This is a genomic window from Kocuria sp. CPCC 205235, assembly GCF_040980905.1.
GTDB classification, from domain to species: domain Bacteria; phylum Actinomycetota; class Actinomycetes; order Actinomycetales; family Micrococcaceae; genus Kocuria; species Kocuria carniphila.
This window is the reverse complement of the sequence record NZ_JAVKPR010000003.1, coordinates 37,826-57,043: the sequence shown is the minus strand read 5'-3', so window position 1 is coordinate 57,043 and position 19,218 is coordinate 37,826. Positions and strand designations below refer to the sequence as shown.

17 protein-coding genes are annotated in these 19,218 nt (G+C 64.4%); 16 read left to right on the top strand and 1 reads right to left on the bottom strand.

Annotated elements, in window-relative coordinates; genetic code table 11:
• The first annotated feature begins 158 nt into the window (after positions 1-158).
• From RF638_RS03135 to dapF, 16 genes are all read left to right on the top strand, one after another.
• Positions 159-2,426: a polyribonucleotide nucleotidyltransferase gene (locus tag RF638_RS03135; protein WP_315276274.1), complete on the top strand. Its 2,268-nt coding sequence runs from the start codon at positions 159-161 to the stop codon at positions 2,424-2,426.
• A 21-nt stretch (positions 2,427-2,447) separates the two neighbouring features.
• On the top strand, positions 2,448-3,866 hold the full coding sequence (locus RF638_RS03130; RefSeq protein ID WP_368841434.1) for a M16 family metallopeptidase: 1,419 nt from the start codon (positions 2,448-2,450) through the stop codon (positions 3,864-3,866).
• Positions 3,867-3,878: 12 nt separating this feature from the next.
• The gene (dapB, locus tag RF638_RS03125; protein ID WP_259914266.1) at positions 3,879-4,646 is read left to right on the top strand and encodes a 4-hydroxy-tetrahydrodipicolinate reductase; all 768 of its coding nucleotides are present in this window, start codon (positions 3,879-3,881) and stop codon (positions 4,644-4,646) included.
• A complete protein-coding gene (locus RF638_RS03120) occupies positions 4,643-5,311 on the top strand; it encodes a hypothetical protein (protein WP_259914264.1) in 669 nt (222 codons plus the stop codon). The genes dapB and RF638_RS03120 overlap by 4 nt, the downstream gene beginning before the upstream one ends.
• Before the next feature lie 19 nt (positions 5,312-5,330).
• Positions 5,331-6,266 carry a 4-hydroxy-tetrahydrodipicolinate synthase gene (dapA, locus tag RF638_RS03115; protein WP_129701552.1) on the top strand — a complete coding sequence of 312 codons (936 nt, stop codon included), beginning with the start codon at positions 5,331-5,333 and terminating at the stop codon, positions 6,264-6,266.
• 15 nt (positions 6,267-6,281) lie between these two features.
• The gene (locus RF638_RS03110) at positions 6,282-7,976 is read left to right on the top strand and encodes a ribonuclease J (protein ID WP_095796704.1); all 1,695 of its coding nucleotides are present in this window, start codon (positions 6,282-6,284) and stop codon (positions 7,974-7,976) included.
• An 81-nt stretch (positions 7,977-8,057) separates the two neighbouring features.
• On the top strand, positions 8,058-10,988 hold the full coding sequence (locus tag RF638_RS03105) for a DNA translocase FtsK 4TM domain-containing protein (protein WP_368841433.1): 2,931 nt from the start codon (positions 8,058-8,060) through the stop codon (positions 10,986-10,988).
• On the top strand, positions 10,988-11,641 hold the full coding sequence (gene pgsA, locus RF638_RS03100) for a CDP-diacylglycerol--glycerol-3-phosphate 3-phosphatidyltransferase (protein ID WP_095796964.1): 654 nt from the start codon (positions 10,988-10,990) through the stop codon (positions 11,639-11,641). Before RF638_RS03105 ends, pgsA begins: the two co-directional genes overlap by 1 nt.
• A complete protein-coding gene (locus tag RF638_RS03095; protein WP_095796702.1) occupies positions 11,641-12,138 on the top strand; it encodes a CinA family protein in 498 nt (165 codons plus the stop codon). The genes pgsA and RF638_RS03095 overlap by 1 nt, the downstream gene beginning before the upstream one ends.
• A gap of 156 nt (positions 12,139-12,294) precedes the next feature.
• The gene (locus RF638_RS03090; protein ID WP_368841432.1) at positions 12,295-12,720 is read left to right on the top strand and encodes a helix-turn-helix domain-containing protein; all 426 of its coding nucleotides are present in this window, start codon (positions 12,295-12,297) and stop codon (positions 12,718-12,720) included.
• Between the two features lie 101 nt (positions 12,721-12,821).
• Positions 12,822-13,043: a DUF3046 domain-containing protein gene (locus tag RF638_RS03085; protein ID WP_259914238.1), complete on the top strand. Its 222-nt coding sequence runs from the start codon at positions 12,822-12,824 to the stop codon at positions 13,041-13,043.
• A 164-nt stretch (positions 13,044-13,207) separates the two neighbouring features.
• Positions 13,208-14,341 (top strand): recombinase RecA, encoded by a 1,134-nt coding sequence (gene recA / locus RF638_RS03080; RefSeq protein ID WP_095796700.1) that lies wholly within the window; start codon positions 13,208-13,210, stop codon positions 14,339-14,341.
• Between the two features lie 16 nt (positions 14,342-14,357).
• Positions 14,358-14,984, top strand: a complete 627-nt coding sequence (locus tag RF638_RS03075) for a regulatory protein RecX (RefSeq protein WP_095796699.1) — start codon at positions 14,358-14,360, stop codon at positions 14,982-14,984.
• Between the two features lie 51 nt (positions 14,985-15,035).
• Positions 15,036-16,547: a tRNA (N6-isopentenyl adenosine(37)-C2)-methylthiotransferase MiaB gene (gene miaB, locus RF638_RS03070; RefSeq protein ID WP_193554317.1), complete on the top strand. Its 1,512-nt coding sequence runs from the start codon at positions 15,036-15,038 to the stop codon at positions 16,545-16,547.
• Complete coding sequence (gene miaA, locus RF638_RS03065; protein WP_315276282.1) at positions 16,548-17,483, top strand: tRNA (adenosine(37)-N6)-dimethylallyltransferase MiaA; 936 nt, start codon at positions 16,548-16,550, stop codon at positions 17,481-17,483.
• Between the two features lie 61 nt (positions 17,484-17,544).
• Entirely contained in the window at positions 17,545-18,438 is an 894-nt protein-coding gene (gene dapF / locus RF638_RS03060; protein ID WP_095796962.1) for a diaminopimelate epimerase, read from the top strand.
• A 133-nt stretch (positions 18,439-18,571) separates the two neighbouring features.
• Here dapF and RF638_RS03055 read toward each other — a convergent pair whose 3' ends face one another.
• Positions 18,572-19,195: a class I SAM-dependent methyltransferase gene (locus RF638_RS03055; protein ID WP_095796697.1), complete on the bottom strand. Its 624-nt coding sequence runs from the start codon at positions 19,193-19,195 to the stop codon at positions 18,572-18,574.
• Between the last annotated feature and the right edge of the window lie 23 nt (positions 19,196-19,218).

The window sequence follows — 19,218 nt, the reverse complement described above, 5'->3', positions numbered from 1 at the left end:
CCACCGGGCCAACACATGAAATAGAAAAAGCTAGTAGCGGATTCGCGCACCATATCGCGGTCCTCGACAGTGGCCTTCGCAATGCATGCGCAGTGCGAGCGCCTCGATCGAAGACCGGTATGTCGCGCTTTTCGCCACAGAAGAAACGGAGGTGACCCTTGGAGGGTCCCGAAATTCAGAGTGCAGAAGCAATCATCGACAACGGTTCGTACGGCAAGCGCGTAGTGCGCTTCGAAACCGGCCGGTTGGCCAAGCAGGCCGCCGGTTCCGCCCTGGTCTCCATCGACGAAGAGACCTCCATGCTCTCGGCCACCGCCGTGGGCAAGAACCCCCGCGAAGGCTTCGACTTCTTCCCGCTGACCGTGGACGTGGAAGAGCGGATGTACGCCGCCGGTCGCATCCCGGGCTCGTTCTTCCGTCGTGAAGGCCGTCCGTCCACCGACGCGATCCTGACCTGCCGCCTGATCGACCGTCCGTTGCGCCCCGCTTTCGGCAAGGGCATCCGCAACGAGGTCCAGGTTGTCGTGACGGTGCTGTCCATCGCACCGGACGAGATCTACAACACCGTGGCCATCAACGCCGCGTCCATGTCCACCTCGCTGTCCGGCATGCCCTTCCAGGGCCCCGTGGGCGGCGTGCGCATGGCACTCATGCCCGAGGAGAACGGCAAGCACCAGTGGATCGCCTTCCCCAAGCACTCCCAGATCGAGAACGCCGTGTTCGACATGGCCGTGGCCGGCCGCGTGGTCACCACCGCTGACGGTTCCGAAGACGTCGCGATCATGATGGTCGAGGCCGAAGCCACCGACAACGCCTGGGAGCTCGTCAAGGGCCAGGGCGCTGTCGCCCCGACCGAGGAGCTCGTCTCCGAGGGCATCGAGGCGTCCAAGTCCTACATCAAGGCACTGTGCGACGCTCAGGCCGACCTGGTCGCCCGTGCGGGCAAGTCCCCCATGGAACTGCCTCGCTTCGGCGGCTACGGCGACGACGCCACCCAGGCCGTCGAGGACTTCGTGGGTAACCGTCTGGCCGAGGTGTACTCCATCGCCGGTAAGCAGGAGCGCGAAGCCGCCACCGACGAGCTGCACCAGAGCGTTCTGGCCGAGCTCACCGGTGAGGGCAAGCCCTTCGCCGACCGCAAGGACGAGATCAACGGTGCCTACCAGGCACTCACCAAGCAGACCGTGCGTCAGCGCATCCTCAAGGACCAGGTCCGCATCGACGGCCGCGGCCTCACGGACATCCGTGAACTGACCGCCGAGGTCGAGGTGCTGCCCCGCGTGCACGGTTCGGCGATCTTCGAGCGCGGCGAGACCCAGATCATGGGTGTCACCACCTTGAACATGCTCAAGCTGGAACAGCAGATCGACTCGCTGTCCCCGGTCAAGCACAAGCGCTACATCCACCACTACAACTTCCCGCCGTACTCCACCGGTGAGACCGGCCGCGTGGGTTCGCCCAAGCGCCGCGAAATCGGTCACGGTGCGTTGGCAGAGCGTGCGATCACGCCCGTGCTGCCCTCGCGTGAGGAATTCCCGTACGCGATCCGTCAGGTCTCCGAGGCCCTCGGTTCCAACGGCTCCACCTCCATGGGCTCCGTGTGCGCCGCGACCCTGTCGCTGCTCAACGCCGGTGTGCCGCTGCGCGCACCCGTTGCCGGTATCGCCATGGGTCTCGTCTCGGACACCGTGGACGGCGAAACCCGCTACGCGGCGCTGACCGACATTCTCGGCGCCGAAGACGCCCTGGGTGACATGGACTTCAAGGTTGCAGGTACCTCCGAGTTCGTGACCGCCATCCAGCTGGACACCAAGCTCGACGGTATCCCGGCCTCCGTGCTGACCGCCGCCCTGAGCCAGGCTCGCGAAGCCCGCCTGTACATCCTGGATGTGCTGACCTCCGCGATCGACGCTCCGGACGAGATGAGCGAATTCGCTCCTCGCGTGATCAGCGTGAACGTTCCCGTCTCCAAGATCGGTGAGGTCATCGGCCCCAAGGGCAAGATGATCAACCAGATCCAGGAAGACACCGGAACCGACATCTCCATCGAGGACGACGGCACCGTGTACATCGGTGCCACCGACGGACCGTCGGCAGAGGCCGCTCGCTCGGCGATCAACGCGATCGCCAACCCGCAGGTCCCCGAGGTGGGCGAGCGTTACCTGGGTACCGTGGTCAAGACCACCACCTTCGGTGCGTTCATCTCCCTGACCCCGGGCAAGGACGGCCTGCTGCACATCTCCGAAATGCGCAAGCTCAACGACAACAAGCGCGTCAACGAGGTTGACGACGTCGTAAGTGTCGGCCAGAAGGTCCAGGTCGAGATCACCAAGGTCGACGACCGCGGCAAGCTGTCGCTGGCACCGGTCGTTGCCGACGAGGACAAGGCCGAAGAGCTCGAGTCCGAACCCGTCAACGAGAGCTGATCGAGGGGTAACTCGAGGTTCATGACGGTAGTTCACCTTCCGCTGGAGGCGGGCGATCCCGGGGAGAAAATCTTCCCCGCGGACGCCCGCCTTCGGGCGTACTCAGCTTCTTTGCCGGACACCACCGGCTTCACCCACGTGGTCCACGACGACGCCGACGGCGCCGTGATCACCCGCAGCGTACTGCCGTGCGGTACACGCGTGCTCACGGAAAAAATGCCCGGTCAACGCTCGGCCTCCGTGGGCTTCTGGGTCAGCCTGGGTTCTCGTGACGAGGCACCCGGGATGCTCGGTTCCACGCACTTCCTGGAGCACTTGCTGTTCAAGGGCACGGCGCGGCGCACATCGCTCGACATCGCCGAAGCGTTCGACGCCGTGGGTGGCGAGTCCAACGCGTTCACCGCCAAGGAGAACACGTGCTACTACGCGCGGGTGCTTTCGGACGATCTGCCCATGGCCATTGACGTTCTCGCGGACATGTTCTCGAGCGCGGTACTGGACCCGGACGAGTTCGATCGCGAACGGGGAGTCATCCTCGAGGAAATCGCGATGGACCGTGACGATCCCACCGATTTCGCGTTCGAACAGTTCACCGCAGCGGTCCTGGACGGCTCACCCCTGGCGCGTCCGATTGCGGGCACCCCGGAGGAGATCCGGTCCGTGGCTCGCGACGCCGTGTGGGAGCATTACCGTGCGGCCTATCGTCCGGAACATCTCGTGGTCACGGCCGCCGGCGGGCTCGAACACGAACGCGTGGTCGAGCTGGTTCGGGAGTCCTTGACCCGCGCGGGCTGGGATCCGGATGCACCCGGTGCGGTGGGGGCGCGGCGCGCCAATACATCGGCTGTGCTCACACCCCTGACGGGCACCCAGGTGTTTCACCGCCCCGTGGAACAGGCGCACGTGGTGCTGGGCGGTCCTGCACTGCGAGTGGGGGACGACCGGCGTTTCACCATGACCGTGCTCAATGCCGCACTGGGCGGGGGGATGTCCTCACGGTTGTTTCACACGATCCGCGAGCAGAAGGGCCTGGCGTACTCCACGTTCTCGTTCTCGGGTGCGTACTCGGATGCCGGGTATTTCGGCATGTACGCGGGCTGCACCATGGATCGGGTGGACCAGGTCGCGCAACTCATGCGCACCGAGCTGGACCGGCTCGCGCAGGACGGAATGACCGCCAAAGAATTGGCTAAGATCGAGGGTCAGCTCAGCGGCGCCACCGTGCTGGCCCTGGAGGATACCGGTTCACGGACGTCCCGTTTGGGATCGGCAGAATTGAAGACCGGCGTGTACATGGACGTGGACGAGTCCCTGGACCGGATCCGCGCCGTGACCTCGCAGGACGTTCAGATGCTGGCGGTGGAACTGTCCGCGGCGTCGTCCGTGCAGACCGTGGTGGGGCCGCAAGCCCCGGCCGAGAAGCTGCCGAGCCAGAACTAAGGAGTGGTTGAGATGACCGAATCGAACAACACCATCAAGGTGGCCGTGCTCGGTCACCACGGACGCATGGGTTCCGAGGCCGTGGCTGCCGTTGAGCGTGCTCCCGGGTTGGAACTGGTCGCCGCGCTGGGTCGTGGCGATGATTTCCAAACCATCGTCGACTCGGGTGCGCAGGTCATGATCGACCTGACCGTTCCGGAGTCCACGCGGGACAACGTCCGCTTCGCCATCGACCACGGTATCCATTCGGTCGTGGGCACCACGGGCTGGGACGATCAGGCCCTGGCGGACCTCGAATCTCAGCTGGCCAAGCACCCCGAGGTGGGTGTGCTGATCGCCCCCAACTTCGCAGTGGGTGCGGTGCTGGCCATGAAGTTCTCGGAGGCGGCAGCCGCGTTCTTCGAATCCGTGGAGGTCGTCGAACTGCACCACCCCGACAAGCTGGATGCGCCGTCGGGAACCGCAGCCCGTACGGCATCGTTGATCGGGAAGGCCCGCCGCGCGGCCGGTGTGGTCGACTCGCCGGACGCGACACAGACCGATCCGAACGGCGCACGCGGTGCCGTGGTCGACGGCGTGCACGTGCACTCCGTACGACTACGCGGCCTGGTCGCCCACCAGGAGACTCTGCTGGGCAACACGGGGGAGCAGTTGACCATTCGTCACGATTCCTTTGACCGGATCTCGTTCATGACCGGTGTGGTGCTGGGCGTGCGTGAAGTCGCCAAGCACCCGGGACTGACTCACGGGCTGGACGGCTACATGGATCTGGGCCTGTGAGTCATCGCGAATCCGACTCCCGAGAACACGTTTCCGTAACGTCCGACTCCGGGAAACCCAGTTCTCTGCGGTGGTGGGTGGCCGCGGTCATCGTGCTGGCGCTGCTGACCGTGGTGATCCTGCCCATCTCCGTGGGCTCCAAAGTGTGGATCATCGCCATGTTGGCCTTCGCTGCGGTCTTTACCGTGCTCGAAATCGGTTCCAAGGGGCGCATCCTGGCCGCCCTCATGATCGCTTTGCTCGCGCTCTATCTGGGCCTGTCGTTCCAACGAGCGGTGCTGCTGCTGAGTTCGGAGGGTTGGATCGTGAAGGGCTTCGGGATCGCCATGCTGGTCATCCCGGCGGTAGGCACGTGGGCCATGGTGCGAGAGATCATTTTCGGTGCCCGTACCGAAAAACTCGGCCGCACCCTCGCCGCGGAAGGCGGGCTCCCGGAGGACAACCTGCCCAAAACGCCGTCGGGCCGCTATGTACGAGAGGCCGCGGACGAGCACTTCCACGCCGTGCGCGAAGAGGTCGAAGCGAACCCGGAGGATTGGCGCGGTTGGTACCGCTTGAGCCTGGCCTACTCGGCGAGCTCGGACGGTCGGCGCGCCCGCGGTGCCATGCGCACCGCCATTGCCTTGTACCGCGGCGCGGACCCGGGGGCGGCGCTGGCGCGGTGATCGCGGTAACCTTGAGCGTATGACCGATCGCAGCGTAGCCACTCAGCCCGACCGCCCCGCCCCCATGTTCGGAACTCTGCTCACCGCCATGGTGACCGCGTTCAAGGACGACGGGTCCGTGGACCTCGAAACCACGGGGCATCTGGCGGAAGAACTGGTCAACGATGGTTGTGACGGACTGGTGGTGTGTGGCACCACCGGCGAGTACTCGACCATGACCGACGAAGAAAACCTCGCCGTCTTCCGGGCCGTCAAGGATGCCGTGGGCGGGCGCGTGCCCTTGCTCGCGGGCACGGGTTCCAACGACACCGAGCACTCCCGGTACCTCTCCCTGGAAGCCCAGAAAATCGGCATGGACGGCCTGCTGATCGTCACGCCGTACTACAGCAAGCCCACACAGGCCGGTATCGAGGCGCACTTCCGCTCACTGGCGGATTCCGTCGACACGCCGATCATGATGTACGACATTCCGGGTCGTTCGGGCGTCCCGATTGCCCCGGAAACGCTCATCTCGCTGGCGTCCCACGAGAACCTCGTGGCCGTCAAGGATGCCAAGGCAGACTTCAATGCCGCCGCACACGTGATGGCCGAAACCGATCTCGTGTACTACTCCGGTGACGACGGACTGACCCTGCCCTGGATCGCGCTGGGCGCGGCAGGTCTCGTGGGCGTCACGTCCCACCTGGACACTCCGCGGTTCCGCACGCTCGTCGACGCCGCCCTCGCCGGTGACCTCGTCACCGCGCGCAAGGTCAACAATGAGCTGATCCCGGTGGTTCGCGCCGCCATGACTCGTGTGCCCGGTGCCGTGGCCGCGAAAACGATTTTGAATTGGCAGGGGCGCCTGCCGAACAACACCGTGCGCTTGCCGCATGTGGCGCCCACTCAGGCCGAAATCGAGCAGATCCGCGCGGATCTGAGTTCCTCGGTCCTGGCAGACACTTTGAACAATTAAGACGAAAGGGGTCTCATGACCCGATGGACCAACACTGACCTCTCCGAACCCCCCGCGTTGGCCGCAGACACTCTGCGCGTCATCCCGCTGGGAGGTTTGGGCGAGGTCGGTCGGAACATGACCGTATTCGAGATCAATGGGCAGTTGCTCGTGGTCGACTGCGGTGTGCTGTTCCCCGAAGAAACCCAGCCCGGTGTGGACCTGATCCTGCCGGACATCAACAACATCAAGGACCGCCTGGACGATATCGTGGCGGTCGTCCTGACGCACGGTCACGAGGACCACATCGGTGCCGTTCCGTACCTGCTCAAGCGCCGTCCGGACATCCCCATCATCGGTTCCCAGCTCACCCTCGCACTGATCGAAGCCAAGCTGAAGGAGCACCGCATCAAGCCCTTCACCCTGGCCGTGCGCGAGGGCCAGGTCGAGCGCCTCGGCGAGTTCGAGTGCGAGTTCGTGGCCGTCAACCACTCCATCCCTGACGCCCTGGCCGTGTTCCTGCGGACCAAGGCCGGCACCGTCCTGCACACCGGTGACTTCAAGATGGATCAGTTGCCCATGGACGGTCGCATCACCGACCTCCGCCACTTCGCCCGCCTGGGTGAAGAGGGTGTGGATCTGTTCCTGACTGACTCCACCAACGCCGAGGTGCCGGGCTTCGTACCCACCGAGAAGGCCATTGGCCCCGTGCTCGCAGACGTGATCGCCAAGGCACGCCAGCGCGTGATCGTGGCCTCGTTCTCCTCGCACGTTCACCGCGTGCAGCAGGTGCTCGACGCCGCCGTGGCCAGCGGTCGCAAGGTTGCCCTGATGGGTCGCTCGATGATCCGCAACATGGAGATCGCCGACAAGCTCGGTTATCTGGACGTTCCGCCCAACGTGCTGATCGACCAGAAGAAGGCCGCGGACTACCCGGACGACAAGCTCGTGATCATGTGCACCGGTTCTCAGGGTGAGCCCATGGCCGCGCTGTCCCGCATGGCCAACGGCGACCACAAGGTTCAGGTGAACGCCGGTGACACGGTGATCCTGGCGTCGTCGTTGATCCCCGGTAACGAGAACTCGGTGTTCCGCGTGATCAACGGTCTGATGCGTTTGGGTGCTGACGTGGTGCACAAGGGCAACGCCAAGGTGCACGTGTCCGGTCACGCAGCCGCCGGCGAACTGCTGTACTGCTACAACATCGTGGAGCCCGAGTACGTCATGCCGGTCCACGGCGAGGTGCGCCACCTGATCGCCAACGGTGCCCTGGCCCAGGAGACCGGTGTTCCCAGCGATCACGTGCTGCTCGCCGAGAACGGCACCGTGGTGGACATGCACAACGGTAAGTCCAAGATCACCGGTCAGGTCGAATGCGGGTTCATCTACGTGGACGGCTCCTCCGTGGGTGAGATCACGGACGCGGACCTCAAGGACCGCATGACCCTGGGTGAAGAAGGCTTCATCTCCGTGGTTACCGTGGTCAATCGCGACACCGGCAAGATCGTTTCCGGCCCGGACATCCACGCGCGCGGCGTGGCCGAGGAGGACACTGTCTTCAATGAAATCCGCCCCAAGATCATTGCGGCCCTCGAAGACGCGATGGGGGAGTCCGGCAAGAATCACACAGCGCACCAGCTGCAGCAGGTCGTGCGCCGCACCATCGGCTCGTGGGTTTCGCGCAAGCTGCGCCGCAAACCCATGATCGTACCCGTGGTGGTCGAAGCTTAATTAAGGCTGATCCGAGCGAGCCGAGCTCGCCCCGACGCGATGTCGGGGCGGGCTTTGCGCTCGGCGGGTATTCTGGAACATATGGCGTCACGAACTTCCCCTCCGCGATCGTCGAAGTCAACATCTCGAACCTCGACCGCATCCCGCTTCTCCAAGGGCACTACCAAGAGCACGTCCAAGGCCCCGGCCAAGTCCATACCACAGGGACCGTCTGCCGGTAGCCGTCTCCTTCATGCCGTGGTCAACGCGTGGGCCGGTCTCGGCCACGTGGTGGGTGCCGGTGTGCGGCGGATCGGCACCGTGCGCACGGACATGGCTCCGGAGGAGCGCCGCGACGGCGGCGCACTCGTATGGCTCGTGCTGGCCGTCCTGATCGCGGCGGTTGAGTGGTGGAACCTTCGCGGAGTGGATGCCACCTTCATTTCCATGCCCGCCTCCTGGGTGCACGCCGTGGTCGGCGGCACGTTCGGCTTCATGGCGCTCGTGTTGCCCGTGTTCTGCCTGTTCTTCGCATGGCGGGCATTCCGGCACCCCACCGAGACACAAGCCAACAACCGCATCGCCATCGGGCTCATGGCACTGACCGTGGCTGGATCCGGTATCGCGCACATCGCCGGTGGACAGCCCCAACTCAACCAGGGGTTCGAAGCGATCTGGCGCGCCGGCGGGTTCGTCGGTTTCCTGGCCGCCGATCCGCTCTCGGCGCTCGTGACCCACTGGGGTGCCCTGGTGGTACTTGCCGTTCTAGCTTTCCTCGCCGTACTCGTCATGACCGCGACCCCTGTCGGCCAGATCGGGCCGCGACTGCGGGACGGTTACGACAAACTCATGGGACAGGGCGAGCACCGGACCACCGACGTGTCGGACCCTGAACACGACCGCTCGTACCTGGACCCGGCCAGCCCGCAGAAGAAGCGGGGCAAGCGCCAGACCCGCGCCGAGCGGCGTCGTGAAAAGGCCCAGTTGGACGCCTACAACGGGGACGAGGCCTTCGAACGTGCCGTCGTGGACGAGGCCAAGCGCCGCGAGGCCGCGGACGGCTCCTCGAGTACCCGCGTGTTCGATCTTTCCAACGACGGCGCTCCGTCCGGTTCCACGTCCTCGACCGCCGCGGGTGCCGCGAGCGCCCAGGTCCAGGACACCGAGGACATCCCGAGCGTGCGACCGGGTGTAAAGCGCCCGACCAAGTCCCAGATCGCCGCGGACAAGTTGCGGCGCGAACAGGGTCTGGAACCGGCCGCAGATACGGCAGAAGCCTCGGATGCACCGGCGCTCGCAGAGGTGGATGCCCCCGAGAGTTCACGGACCCACACGCCGTCGGCGCCGATCCCGGCCCGCTCCGAGCAGCTGCAGCTTGCCGGTGACATGGCGTACAACTTGCCGGACCCCGGGAGCCTGGTGCAGGGCCCGCCGGCCAAGGAACGCTCCGAGGCCAACGACCGCGTGGTGGGTTCACTGACCAACGTGTTGCAGCAGTTCAACGTGGATGCCGAGGTCACCGGTTTCTCCCGCGGCCCCACCGTGACCCGCTACGAGATCGAACTCGGCTCGGGCACCAAGGTGGAGCGCGTGACAGCGCTGTCCAAGAACATTGCCTATGCGGTGGCCTCCGCCGATGTCCGCATCCTCTCACCCATCCCGGGCAAGTCCGCGATTGGCATCGAGATCCCGAACACGGACCGAGAGACCGTGGCCCTGGGTGATGTGCTGCGCTCACAACGGGCTCGGAAGTCCGAACACCCCATGGTCATGGGCGTGGGCAAGGACGTCGAGGGAGGCTTCGTGGTGGCCAACCTGGCCAAGATGCCGCACATGCTGGTGGCCGGTGCGACCGGTGCCGGTAAGTCTTCGTTCGTGAACTCGATGATCGTGTCGATCCTGATGCGCTCCACCCCGGACGAGGTGCGCCTGGTCATGGTGGACCCCAAGCGCGTGGAACTCACCGCGTACGAGGGCGTTCCCCACCTGATCACGCCCATCATCACCAACCCCAAGAAGGCCGCCGAGGCCCTGCAGTGGGTGGTGCGCGAAATGGACGCCCGCTACGACGATCTGTCGCACTACGGGTACAAGCACATCGACGACTTCAACAAGGCCGTGCGCAATGGCAAGGTGCAGCCGGAGCCCGGTTCCAAGCGCGTCATCCGCCCGTACCCGTATTTGCTCGTCATCGTGGACGAGCTCGCGGACCTCATGATGGTCGCCCCGCGCGACGTCGAGGACGCGATCGTGCGCATCACCCAGCTCGCCCGCGCCGCCGGTATCCACCTGGTGCTGGCCACCCAGCGCCCGTCCGTTGACGTGGTTACGGGCCTGATCAAGGCCAACGTGCCCTCGCGCATGGCGTTCGCCACGTCATCCGTGACCGACTCCCGAGTGGTCCTGGATCAGCCCGGTGCCGAGAAGCTCATCGGCCAGGGTGACGCGCTGTTCCTGCCCATGGGCGCTTCCAAGCCCATGCGTGTGCAGGGCGCGTGGGTCTCGGAGTCCGAGATCCACAAGGTCGTGGAACACGTCAAGACCCAGATGCAGACCAACTACCGCGAAGACGTGATCCAGGAAGCGCCCAAGAAGCAGATCGACGAGGATATCGGGGACGATCTGGACGTGCTGCTGCAGGCAGCCGAACTCATCATCACCACCCAGTTCGGTTCCACGTCCATGCTGCAGCGCAAGCTCCGCGTGGGCTTCGCCAAGGCAGGTCGCCTCATGGACCTGCTCGAGTCCCGCGGCGTGGTGGGCGCCTCGGAGGGTTCCAAGGCCCGTGATGTTCTGGTCAAGCCCGACGATCTCGCGGCCACCCTGGCGCTCATTCGCGGCGAGGAACCGCCTTCGACCCCCGGCGACGACGCCGCCGCGGCAGGTTCCGCAGCGGCGTCGGCGGGGACCGGTGGTTCCGTCGACTACGGTGACGACCCCGTGGAAGCAAGCCTGTCCGACGTGGCCAAGGACTACCACGACGGAAACGACGACGATGATTCGAACGATGCTTGGGAGTTGACCGGACGATGATGGCTCGAAAAGGCGGAACCCCCGCACCCCGGGCGGTCGCAGACCCGCCGCCCAACTCATCCAACTGGAATCTGCCCAATGCGCTCACGGCACTCCGGATTGTCATGGTGCCGTTCTTCGTGTGGTTCCTGTGGGCCGGTGGAACGCACGGTGAGGATTCCATGCCCATGCGCTGGGCTGCCGTGGTGGTCTTCGGCCTGGCCATGTACACGGACAAACTCGACGGCGACATCGCCCGCGCGCGCAACCTGATCACCAGCTTCGGCAAGATCGCCGATCCCATCGCGGACAAATTGCTGACCGGTGCTGCGTTCGTGGTGCTCTCCATGTTGGGCGAGCTGTGGTGGTGGGTGACCATCGTGATTCTGGTGCGTGAGTGGGGCATCACGATCATGCGTTTCGTGGTGATCCGCTACGGCGTCATGGCAGCTTCCAAGGGAGGCAAGACCAAGACCGTGCTGCAGACGGCGGCTCTGATCGCTCTGCTGCTGCCGCTGGCACCATTCGTGGGTGCTTGGTGGCTGTGGTTCGCATGGGTGTTGACCGCGCTGGCGTTGATCGTCACGGTCGTCACCGGTATTGACTACGTGATCAAGGCCGTGCAACTGCGTAACGCTGCCGTGAACAAGGCCGCTGAGAACGAGGACGAATAGTGGCAGATTCTCAACTTCATACCGCCGTGGATCTGATTCAGTTGGCCGTAACGCACGGGGTGACCATCGGAACCGCGGAATCGTTGACCGGTGGAGCGGTGGCAGCGGCCATTGTCGATGTTCCGGGCGCCTCCGACTCTCTGGAGGGCGGTGTGGTGAGTTACTCGCATGCCGTGAAGGAAAAGACTCTGGGCGTCTCCCATGAGTTATTGGAGCGTCAGGGTGCCGTCGATCCCGAGGTGGCGGAGGCCATGGCACGCGGCGCCCGTGCCGCTCTGGGTGTCGACTGGGCCGTGGCCACGACCGGCGTGGCCGGCCCCGAACCGCACGATGGTCAGGAGGTCGGCACCGTGTACCTCGGTGTCAGCGGACCCAGGGGAGAGGACCACCTCGAGCTGCGCCTGGATGGCGGACGCGCCGCTATCCGTCGGGAGTCGGTTTCCCGGGCCATTGACTTTCTTGCGTCACAAATCGAGCTCACAGACAACTTCCAGTGAAATTCTTTCGCCAACAAGGAACAATTGAACGGGCAAGCAGGTTACTACTACCAGAGGCTCAACTTGAGTCGCCCAGGGTCAAGGTTGTGGCTACCGCCCGACTGAAAGCACCTGGTTAAACGGTTTGACCGTTCGTACGAGGAGTAGGCAATTCACATGACGAAGCAACCCGTGTCCGTCAATGGTGTCGTCCGTTGGAAGGACGTGGGACTGTCCGACGAAGAACATGCCGAGACGAAGGACGTCAAAGTGGGCGTTTTGCGACAAGAAATTGGCGAAGTGCTCCGTAGCGTCCGCCAGCGTCAGGGACGCACTCTGCGAGAAGTTTCGCACAGTGCTCGTGTGTCGCTGGGCTACCTGAGCGAGGTGGAGCGAGGCCAGAAGGAAGCATCCTCCGAGCTGCTGGCATCCATCTGCACCGCTCTCGAAATTCCCCTGTCACAGATGCTGCGTGAAGTTGCAGATCGCCTCGCATACGCCGAGGGCAACTACATTCCGGATACCGTGCCTTCCGAGATGACCGAAGAGTTCACTCGTGAGGTCCGCCAGTTGCGCGGGGGCGCAGCCACTTCGGCGTACTAATCCCATCCGCTCACCAGCGTTAGAGTTTCCAGGGCCCGTCGGCATTGTCGGCGGGCCCTTGTTATGTCACCCCACCGTTGTAGTCCGCTAGGAAAGGCCGCATGCGCATCAGTACGTTCTGGGAGTTCATGGCCCACGAGTTCGGGTCCGGATACTCCAAGGTTCTCGCTCGAGATCTCGTCATGGCAGAAGTGGGGGACCGGACCGCCGTCGAAGCCCTCGACGCAGGCATCGACCCCAAGCACGTGTGGTTCGCGATCTGTAAAGCGCAGGAGATCCCGCAGGAGCGTTGGTGGGGCCCGGACAGGGAACGCAAGTCCTAGTCTGCGCAATGGCGTCGAACGCCAATCGAATGTATATTCGAATCAGATCATCCGGGCTCCACATCCTTCGTGAGCCCTTATGCGTGTCGGACCCCCTCAGTAGGTTGAGACACGAACCAAACAACAGGGCCCGGAACACAGGCCCCTAAGAACCGAGGTGAATCATGGCAGCCAAGTCAAAGGGAACCACTTCCGTTCCCTCTCAGGTGGTCGGCTCCGATCGCGAGAAGGCTCTGGATACTGTCCTGGCACAGATCGACAAGAACTACGGCAAGGGTTCGGTCATGCGACTGGGTGACCGCCCGGCCACTCGCATCGAGACCATTCCCACTGGCTCCATCGCTTTGGACGTGGCCCTGGGTATCGGAGGATTCCCGCGCGGTCGCGTGGTCGAGATCTACGGTCCGGAATCTTCCGGTAAGACCACCGTGGCACTCCACGCAGTGGCGAGCGTTCAGCGCGCCGGCGGTATCGCCGCGTTCATCGACGCAGAGCACGCCCTGGATCCCGTGTACGCCGAAAAGTTGGGCGTGGACACGGACAACCTACTCGTGTCCCAGCCGGACACCGGTGAGCAGGCACTGGAGATCATGGACATGCTGGTGGGCTCCGGCTCCATCGACATTGTGGTGATCGACTCCGTGGCAGCGCTGGTCCCCAAGGCGGAAATCGAAGGCGAAATGGGCGACAGCCACGTGGGTCTGCAGGCGCGTTTGATGTCTCAGGCGCTGCGTAAGATCACCGGTCGTCTGTCGCACACGAACACCACCGCCATCTTCATCAACCAGCTGCGCGAGAAGATCGGTGTGTTCTTCGGCTCGCCGGAAACCACTACCGGTGGTAAGGCTCTGAAGTTCTACGCCTCGGTGCGTGTGGACGTCCGTCGCATTGAAACTCTCAAGGACGGCGCCAACCCCGTGGGTAACCGCACCCGCGCCAAGATCGTCAAGAACAAGATGGCGCCGCCCTTCAAGCAGGCCGAGTTCGACATCCTCTACGGCCAGGGCATCTCCATCGAGGGTGGCCTGATCGACATGGGTGTGGAGCACGGAATCGTCAAGAAGTCCGGTGCCTGGTTCACCTATGAAGGTGACCAGCTCGGTCAGGGTAAGGAGAACTCCCGCCGGTTCCTCAAGGACAACCCAGAGTTGGCCGCGGAAATCGAGCGGAAGATCCTCGTCAAGCTCGGCATCACTGAGGGCACCGAGGAGCCCGAGGAGGACACCGTGGTGGAAGCCCCCGAGGACGACATCCTTGAGGCTCCGGATTCGACCAAGCCGGAACTTCCCGCGTTCTGATCGAGGTGACTGAGCGATGAGCCAGTCCTCCAGCTACAACTCCCGGCGACGCAGGGCCTCGGCACGGTACCGAGGTCCTGCGGAGCCACCCGCGGAAGGCTCAGCTGGCCAGGACGTCGAGCCCGATCAGCGTGAAGTTGCTCGGGCCATCGTGCTGCGCCAGCTCACTGCCTCCGCCAAGTCTCGTAAGCAGCTCGAAGACAAGCTCGCGGACCGCGATGTTCCCGAAGAAGTCGCCCAGGAAGTTCTGGACCGCTTCGAAGAGGTCAACCTGGTGGACGACCGCTCCTTCGCCGCGATGTTCGTGCGGTCCCGAGCCGAAACGCGCAAGCTTTCCCGCAACGCGCTGCGCCGCGAACTGCAACAACGAGGCATTACGGGGGAACTTGCGGAGGAAGCCCTTGAGCAACGCACCGACGAGGACGAGACCGAGGATGCCCACGAGCTCGTACGCAAGAAGATGCCCAAGAGCATCGATTTCTCGGATCGAAAAGAAGTCGACAAGGTCACCCGGCGTCTCGTCAGCATGCTCGGTCGCAAGGGGTACCCGCCCGGACTCGCGTTCGGGGTGGTGAAAGAGGAGCTATCGGCGTTCGGCACCGAGAATGACTTCTCGGAACCGGATCCCTGGCCCAGCGTGTAGCGCATGACTCGGTTAATTTGACCTGGTCCTTAACATAGTGGGGTGACTCAACTGACCGACACACTGGTGAATGCCGCCCCCGCCGCCTCTGATCTGCCCGCGCCCGCTTATGAGGTGCGCACTCTGGGCTGCCAGATGAACGCCCACGATTCGGAGCGCATCACCGGTCTGCTCGAAGAAGCGGGCTACGTGCCCGCCGTGGATCGAGACCCTGATCTCGTGGTGTTCAATACCTGCGCGGTGCGCGAAAACGCGGACAACAAGTTGTACGGCCAGCTCGGTCAGTTGGCACCGGCCAAGAAGCGCAATGAGCGCATGCAGATCGCCGTGGGCGGCTGCCTTGCTCAGAAAGACCGTTCCACCATCGTGGAAAAGGCCCCCTGGGTGGATGTCGTGTTCGGTACCCACAACATTGGTTCCCTTCCAGTGTTGCTGGAGCGCGCCCGTCATAATCACCAGGCCGAGGTCGAGATCCTCGAGTCGCTCGAAACTTTCCCCTCGACTCTGCCCACCAAACGCGAGCAGGCGTACGCCGGATGGGTCTCCATTTCGGTGGGCTGCAACAACACCTGTACGTTCTGCATCGTCCCGCAGCTGCGCGGTAAGGAGAAAGACCGCCGCCCCGGGGACATCCTGGCCGAGGTGCAGGCGCTCGTGGATTCCGGCGCTGTGGAAGTCACCCTGCTGGGTCAGAACGTCAACTCTTACGGTGTGGAGTTCGGTGACCGCGGTGCGTTCGCCAAGCTCCTGCGCGCCTGCGGCGAGATCGAAGGGCTGGAGCGTGTCCGCTTCACCAGTCCGCACCCGGCGGCTTTTACAGACGACGTGATCGACGCGATGGCCGAGACCCCCAACGTGATGCCGCAGTTGCACATGCCGCTGCAGTCGGGCTCTGACCAGATCCTCAAGGACATGCGTCGCTCATACCGCTCCAAGAAGTTTCTGGGGATTCTCGAACGGGTCCGTGAACAGATTCCCAACGCGGCGATCACCACCGACATCATCGTGGGATTCCCCGGTGAGACCGAAGAAGACTTCCAGGCCACGATGGACGTGGTCGAGGCCTCCGAGTTCTCCTCCGCCTTCACGTTCCAGTACTCGATTCGCCCCGGCACCCCTGCTGGCGAGATGGCGAATCAGGTTCCGCACCACATCGTCCAAGAGCGTTTCGAACGGCTAACAGCTCTGCAGGACCGAATCAGTGCGCGGTTGAACCAGCAGTTGGTCGGCTCCACCGTGGAGGTCCTGGTCAGCGCGCACCAGGGCCGTAAATCGGAGAGCACCCACCGCCTGAGTGGTCGGTCGCAGGACCAGCGGCTCGTGCACTTCTCCGTGCCTGAGGGCGCTGAGTCCCCGCGCCCGGGTGACTTCGTGACAGTTCCGGTCACCGCGGCCGCGGCCTACCACTTGCTGGCCGACCCCAAGGACTCCACCGAATATTCACTGCGCCGTTCCCGCGGCGGGGACGCGTGGGAAGCTGCCCAGGCGGAATCCTGTGGCACCGACGGTTCTGGTAAGCCCGGCACCGTCGGGCTCGGTATGCCTGCCCTGCGCACCAATTAGGTGGCTGCCATCTCATGGCCGCCCGAAGGCCCACCACTGATCGCCGTGGTTGGTCCCACCGGAACCGGTAAATCGGATCTCGCGCTGGCCCTCGCCGAAGCTCTCGATGGCGAGGTCATCAACGGTGATGCCCTCCAGTTCTATCGGGGCATGGACATCGGTACCGCCAAGATGTCAGTCGCCGAGCAGCGCGGTATCCCGCACCACCTGCTCGACATCATGGATATTTCCGAGGAAGCCTCGGTCGCCCGGTTCCAGACGGACGCTCGGACCGCAATCGACGACGTCGCCGCGCGCGGCAAAGTGCCGATCCTCGCCGGCGGTTCGGGGCTCTACGTCCGCGCCGCCGTGGACGCCATCGAGTTCCCCGGAACGGACCCCGCAGTTCGGGCCCGCCTGGAGAACGAATTGGCTGAACAAGGGCGCGGCGCGCTCCTAAGGCGACTGAGCGACGTCGACCCCCAATCCGCAGCGCGCGTCAAAGATGACCGGCGGCTGGTACGGGCGCTGGAGGTCTACGAAGTCACCGGGCGACCGTTCACCTCGTTCATGCCGCAGCGCGAGTACGTGCGCCCCACGGTGCAATTCGGTCTGGACATGGACCGTGAAGTTCTCAACGAACGCCTCGCTCAACGCATCGACGGGATGTTGGACGCGGGATGGCTGGATGAGGTGCGCTCGCTCGAGAGGCGGGGTCTGCGCGAGAGCCCCACGGCGGGTAAGGCCCTGGGCTATCCCCAACTCCTGGATGTGCTGGCCGGGGAGCGGACCTTGGAAGATGCCCGGGAGGACACCGTGGTGGCCACCCGTCGCTTCACCAAGAGGCAACGCACGTGGTTCCACGCGGACCCGCGGGTGCACTGGCTCGACGCGGGACATCCCGGCGGCGTGGACGCACTTGCATGTGATGCCGTGAGGATGATTGAGGCCGCGTAAACTGGCGGCCGTGACTGAAACTGTGGATCGGGGAGTGAAGACCGTGGACTGGCGTGAATTGGTGAACCATGAAGTGGTAAAGGCCCACGGAACCGGCAACGACTTTGTGGTGTTCACGGATGAACACGGTGAGATCCCGCTGTCCGCGGACACCGTGGTGGCCGTGTGCGATCGTCATATGGGTCTTGGCGCGGACGGCGTGATTCGCGTGGTTCGTGCGAGTGAGCTGCCCGAGGGCCGGAAACTCACGGAGCAGGATCCCTCGGTCGAGTGGTTCATGGATTACCGCAACGCTGATGGTTCCATCGCGCAAATGTGCGGCAACGGTGTGCGCGTTTTCGTGGACCACATGGTTCGGGAAGGTCTCGTGGAGCTTCCCCAGGGATCGCAGCTGCGCATCGGCACCCGCGCGGGTGTGCGATCCGTGGCCCGCACCGAAGGCGGTTACGCCGTGGACATGGGGCCGTGGAGCTTCATCGCCGGTGAGGACGCCCGTGAAAAGGGCTCGGATGCCGTGGTCACGACCGACGGTTTGAGCGTCCCCCGCCCGGGGTTATCCATCAGCATGGGCAACCCGCACACCGTGGTGGCCCTGTCCGAGGAAGACAAGCTGGATCAGTTGGACCTTCGCCGAGCGCCATCGGTCTCGCCGGAACCCGAGGACGGCACGAACGTCGAGTTCGTGGTGCCCGTTGATCACGACGACACCGAGGTCGGCCGCATTCACATGCGCGTGTTCGAGCGCGGTGTGGGGGAGACCTATTCGTGCGGCACCGGCGCGTGCGCGGCCGCGGCGGCAACCCGCTTCTGGGGCGGCGCGGATGCACCGGACCGCTGGTTGGTGGAAGTCCCGGGCGGAGTGCTGTCCGTGACCTTCGTGCCCGCAACCGACGGCACCGAGCACGTGGTGCTGGCTGGACCGACTCGCGTGGTGGCCCGAGCCGTCCTTGCATAACGGGCTCCACCATCCGGAGGCCCCGGGATGTCGGACTGGGCCCGGCTCACCGCGTCGGTCCTAGGTCGCAAAGATCTGTGCCGGCTCTCGAGGCCGGTCCCGAGCTGCGGGACTATGGCCGGGAATGCCCGCGCTATCGCGCGCGTTCTACCGTGAGGATCCGGAAGCCCTTGTCCGTGGCAGCGCGTTCGATCGTGAACTCCTCGGCGTCCAGGACCGTGCCGAGCCAGCGCTGCAGTGAATCTCCGCCCAGGTTCTTCTGAACCACCAACCAGGCGGTGCCGCCCGGTGCCAGTCGGGGCAGCCACGTCAGCAGAATCTCGTGCAGTGCTTCCTTGCCCACGCGAATGGGCGGGTTGGACCACACGGTGTCGAACTGGCGATCCTGGGGAACGTCCTCGGGGCGGAAGGTCTCCACGTGGGACAGTCCGTGAGCCTCGGCGTTTCGGCGGGTGAGGTCAAGACTGCGGTCATTGACATCGACCGCCGTTACCGTGGCCTCCGGATCGGCCAATCCCATGGCCAGGGTCAACGGACCCCAGCCACAACCAATATCCAAGAAATGACGGCCGGTCGGATCGGGAACGTTGCGCAAGAGTGCGGCGGTTCCCTTGTCCAGATCACCGGGGGAGAACACTCCGGCGGCGGTCTGAACTCGCACTTCGCGACCACGCAGGTCCACTGAAATCTGCCGGGGCTTCTCCGGCAGGGACGGATCGGTCACAAAGTAATGCGCACTGTGCGGTTCTGGGGCCATGGCTCCACATGCTATCGCTCAGC

Bases quoted from the DNA above. Each gene is read 5' to 3' on its own strand.
- RF638_RS03130 (WP_368841434.1), top strand. From the start codon at position 2,448: ATGACGGTAGTTCACCTTCCGCTGGAGGCGGGCGATCCCGGGGAGAAA.
- dapB (WP_259914266.1), top strand. From the start codon at position 3,879: ATGACCGAATCGAACAACACCATCAAGGTGGCCGTGCTCGGTCACCAC.
- dapA (WP_129701552.1), top strand. From the start codon at position 5,331: ATGACCGATCGCAGCGTAGCCACTCAGCCCGACCGCCCCGCCCCCATG.
- RF638_RS03110 (WP_095796704.1), top strand. From the start codon at position 6,282: ATGACCCGATGGACCAACACTGACCTCTCCGAACCCCCCGCGTTGGCC.
- RF638_RS03105 (WP_368841433.1), top strand. From the start codon at position 8,058: ATGGCGTCACGAACTTCCCCTCCGCGATCGTCGAAGTCAACATCTCGA.
- pgsA (WP_095796964.1), top strand. From the start codon at position 10,988: ATGGCTCGAAAAGGCGGAACCCCCGCACCCCGGGCGGTCGCAGACCCG.
- RF638_RS03090 (WP_368841432.1), top strand. From the start codon at position 12,295: ATGACGAAGCAACCCGTGTCCGTCAATGGTGTCGTCCGTTGGAAGGAC.
- RF638_RS03085 (WP_259914238.1), top strand. From the start codon at position 12,822: ATGCGCATCAGTACGTTCTGGGAGTTCATGGCCCACGAGTTCGGGTCC.
- recA (WP_095796700.1), top strand. From the start codon at position 13,208: ATGGCAGCCAAGTCAAAGGGAACCACTTCCGTTCCCTCTCAGGTGGTC.
- RF638_RS03075 (WP_095796699.1), top strand. From the start codon at position 14,358: ATGAGCCAGTCCTCCAGCTACAACTCCCGGCGACGCAGGGCCTCGGCA.
- RF638_RS03055 (WP_095796697.1), bottom strand. From the start codon at position 19,195: ATGGCCCCAGAACCGCACAGTGCGCATTACTTTGTGACCGATCCGTCC.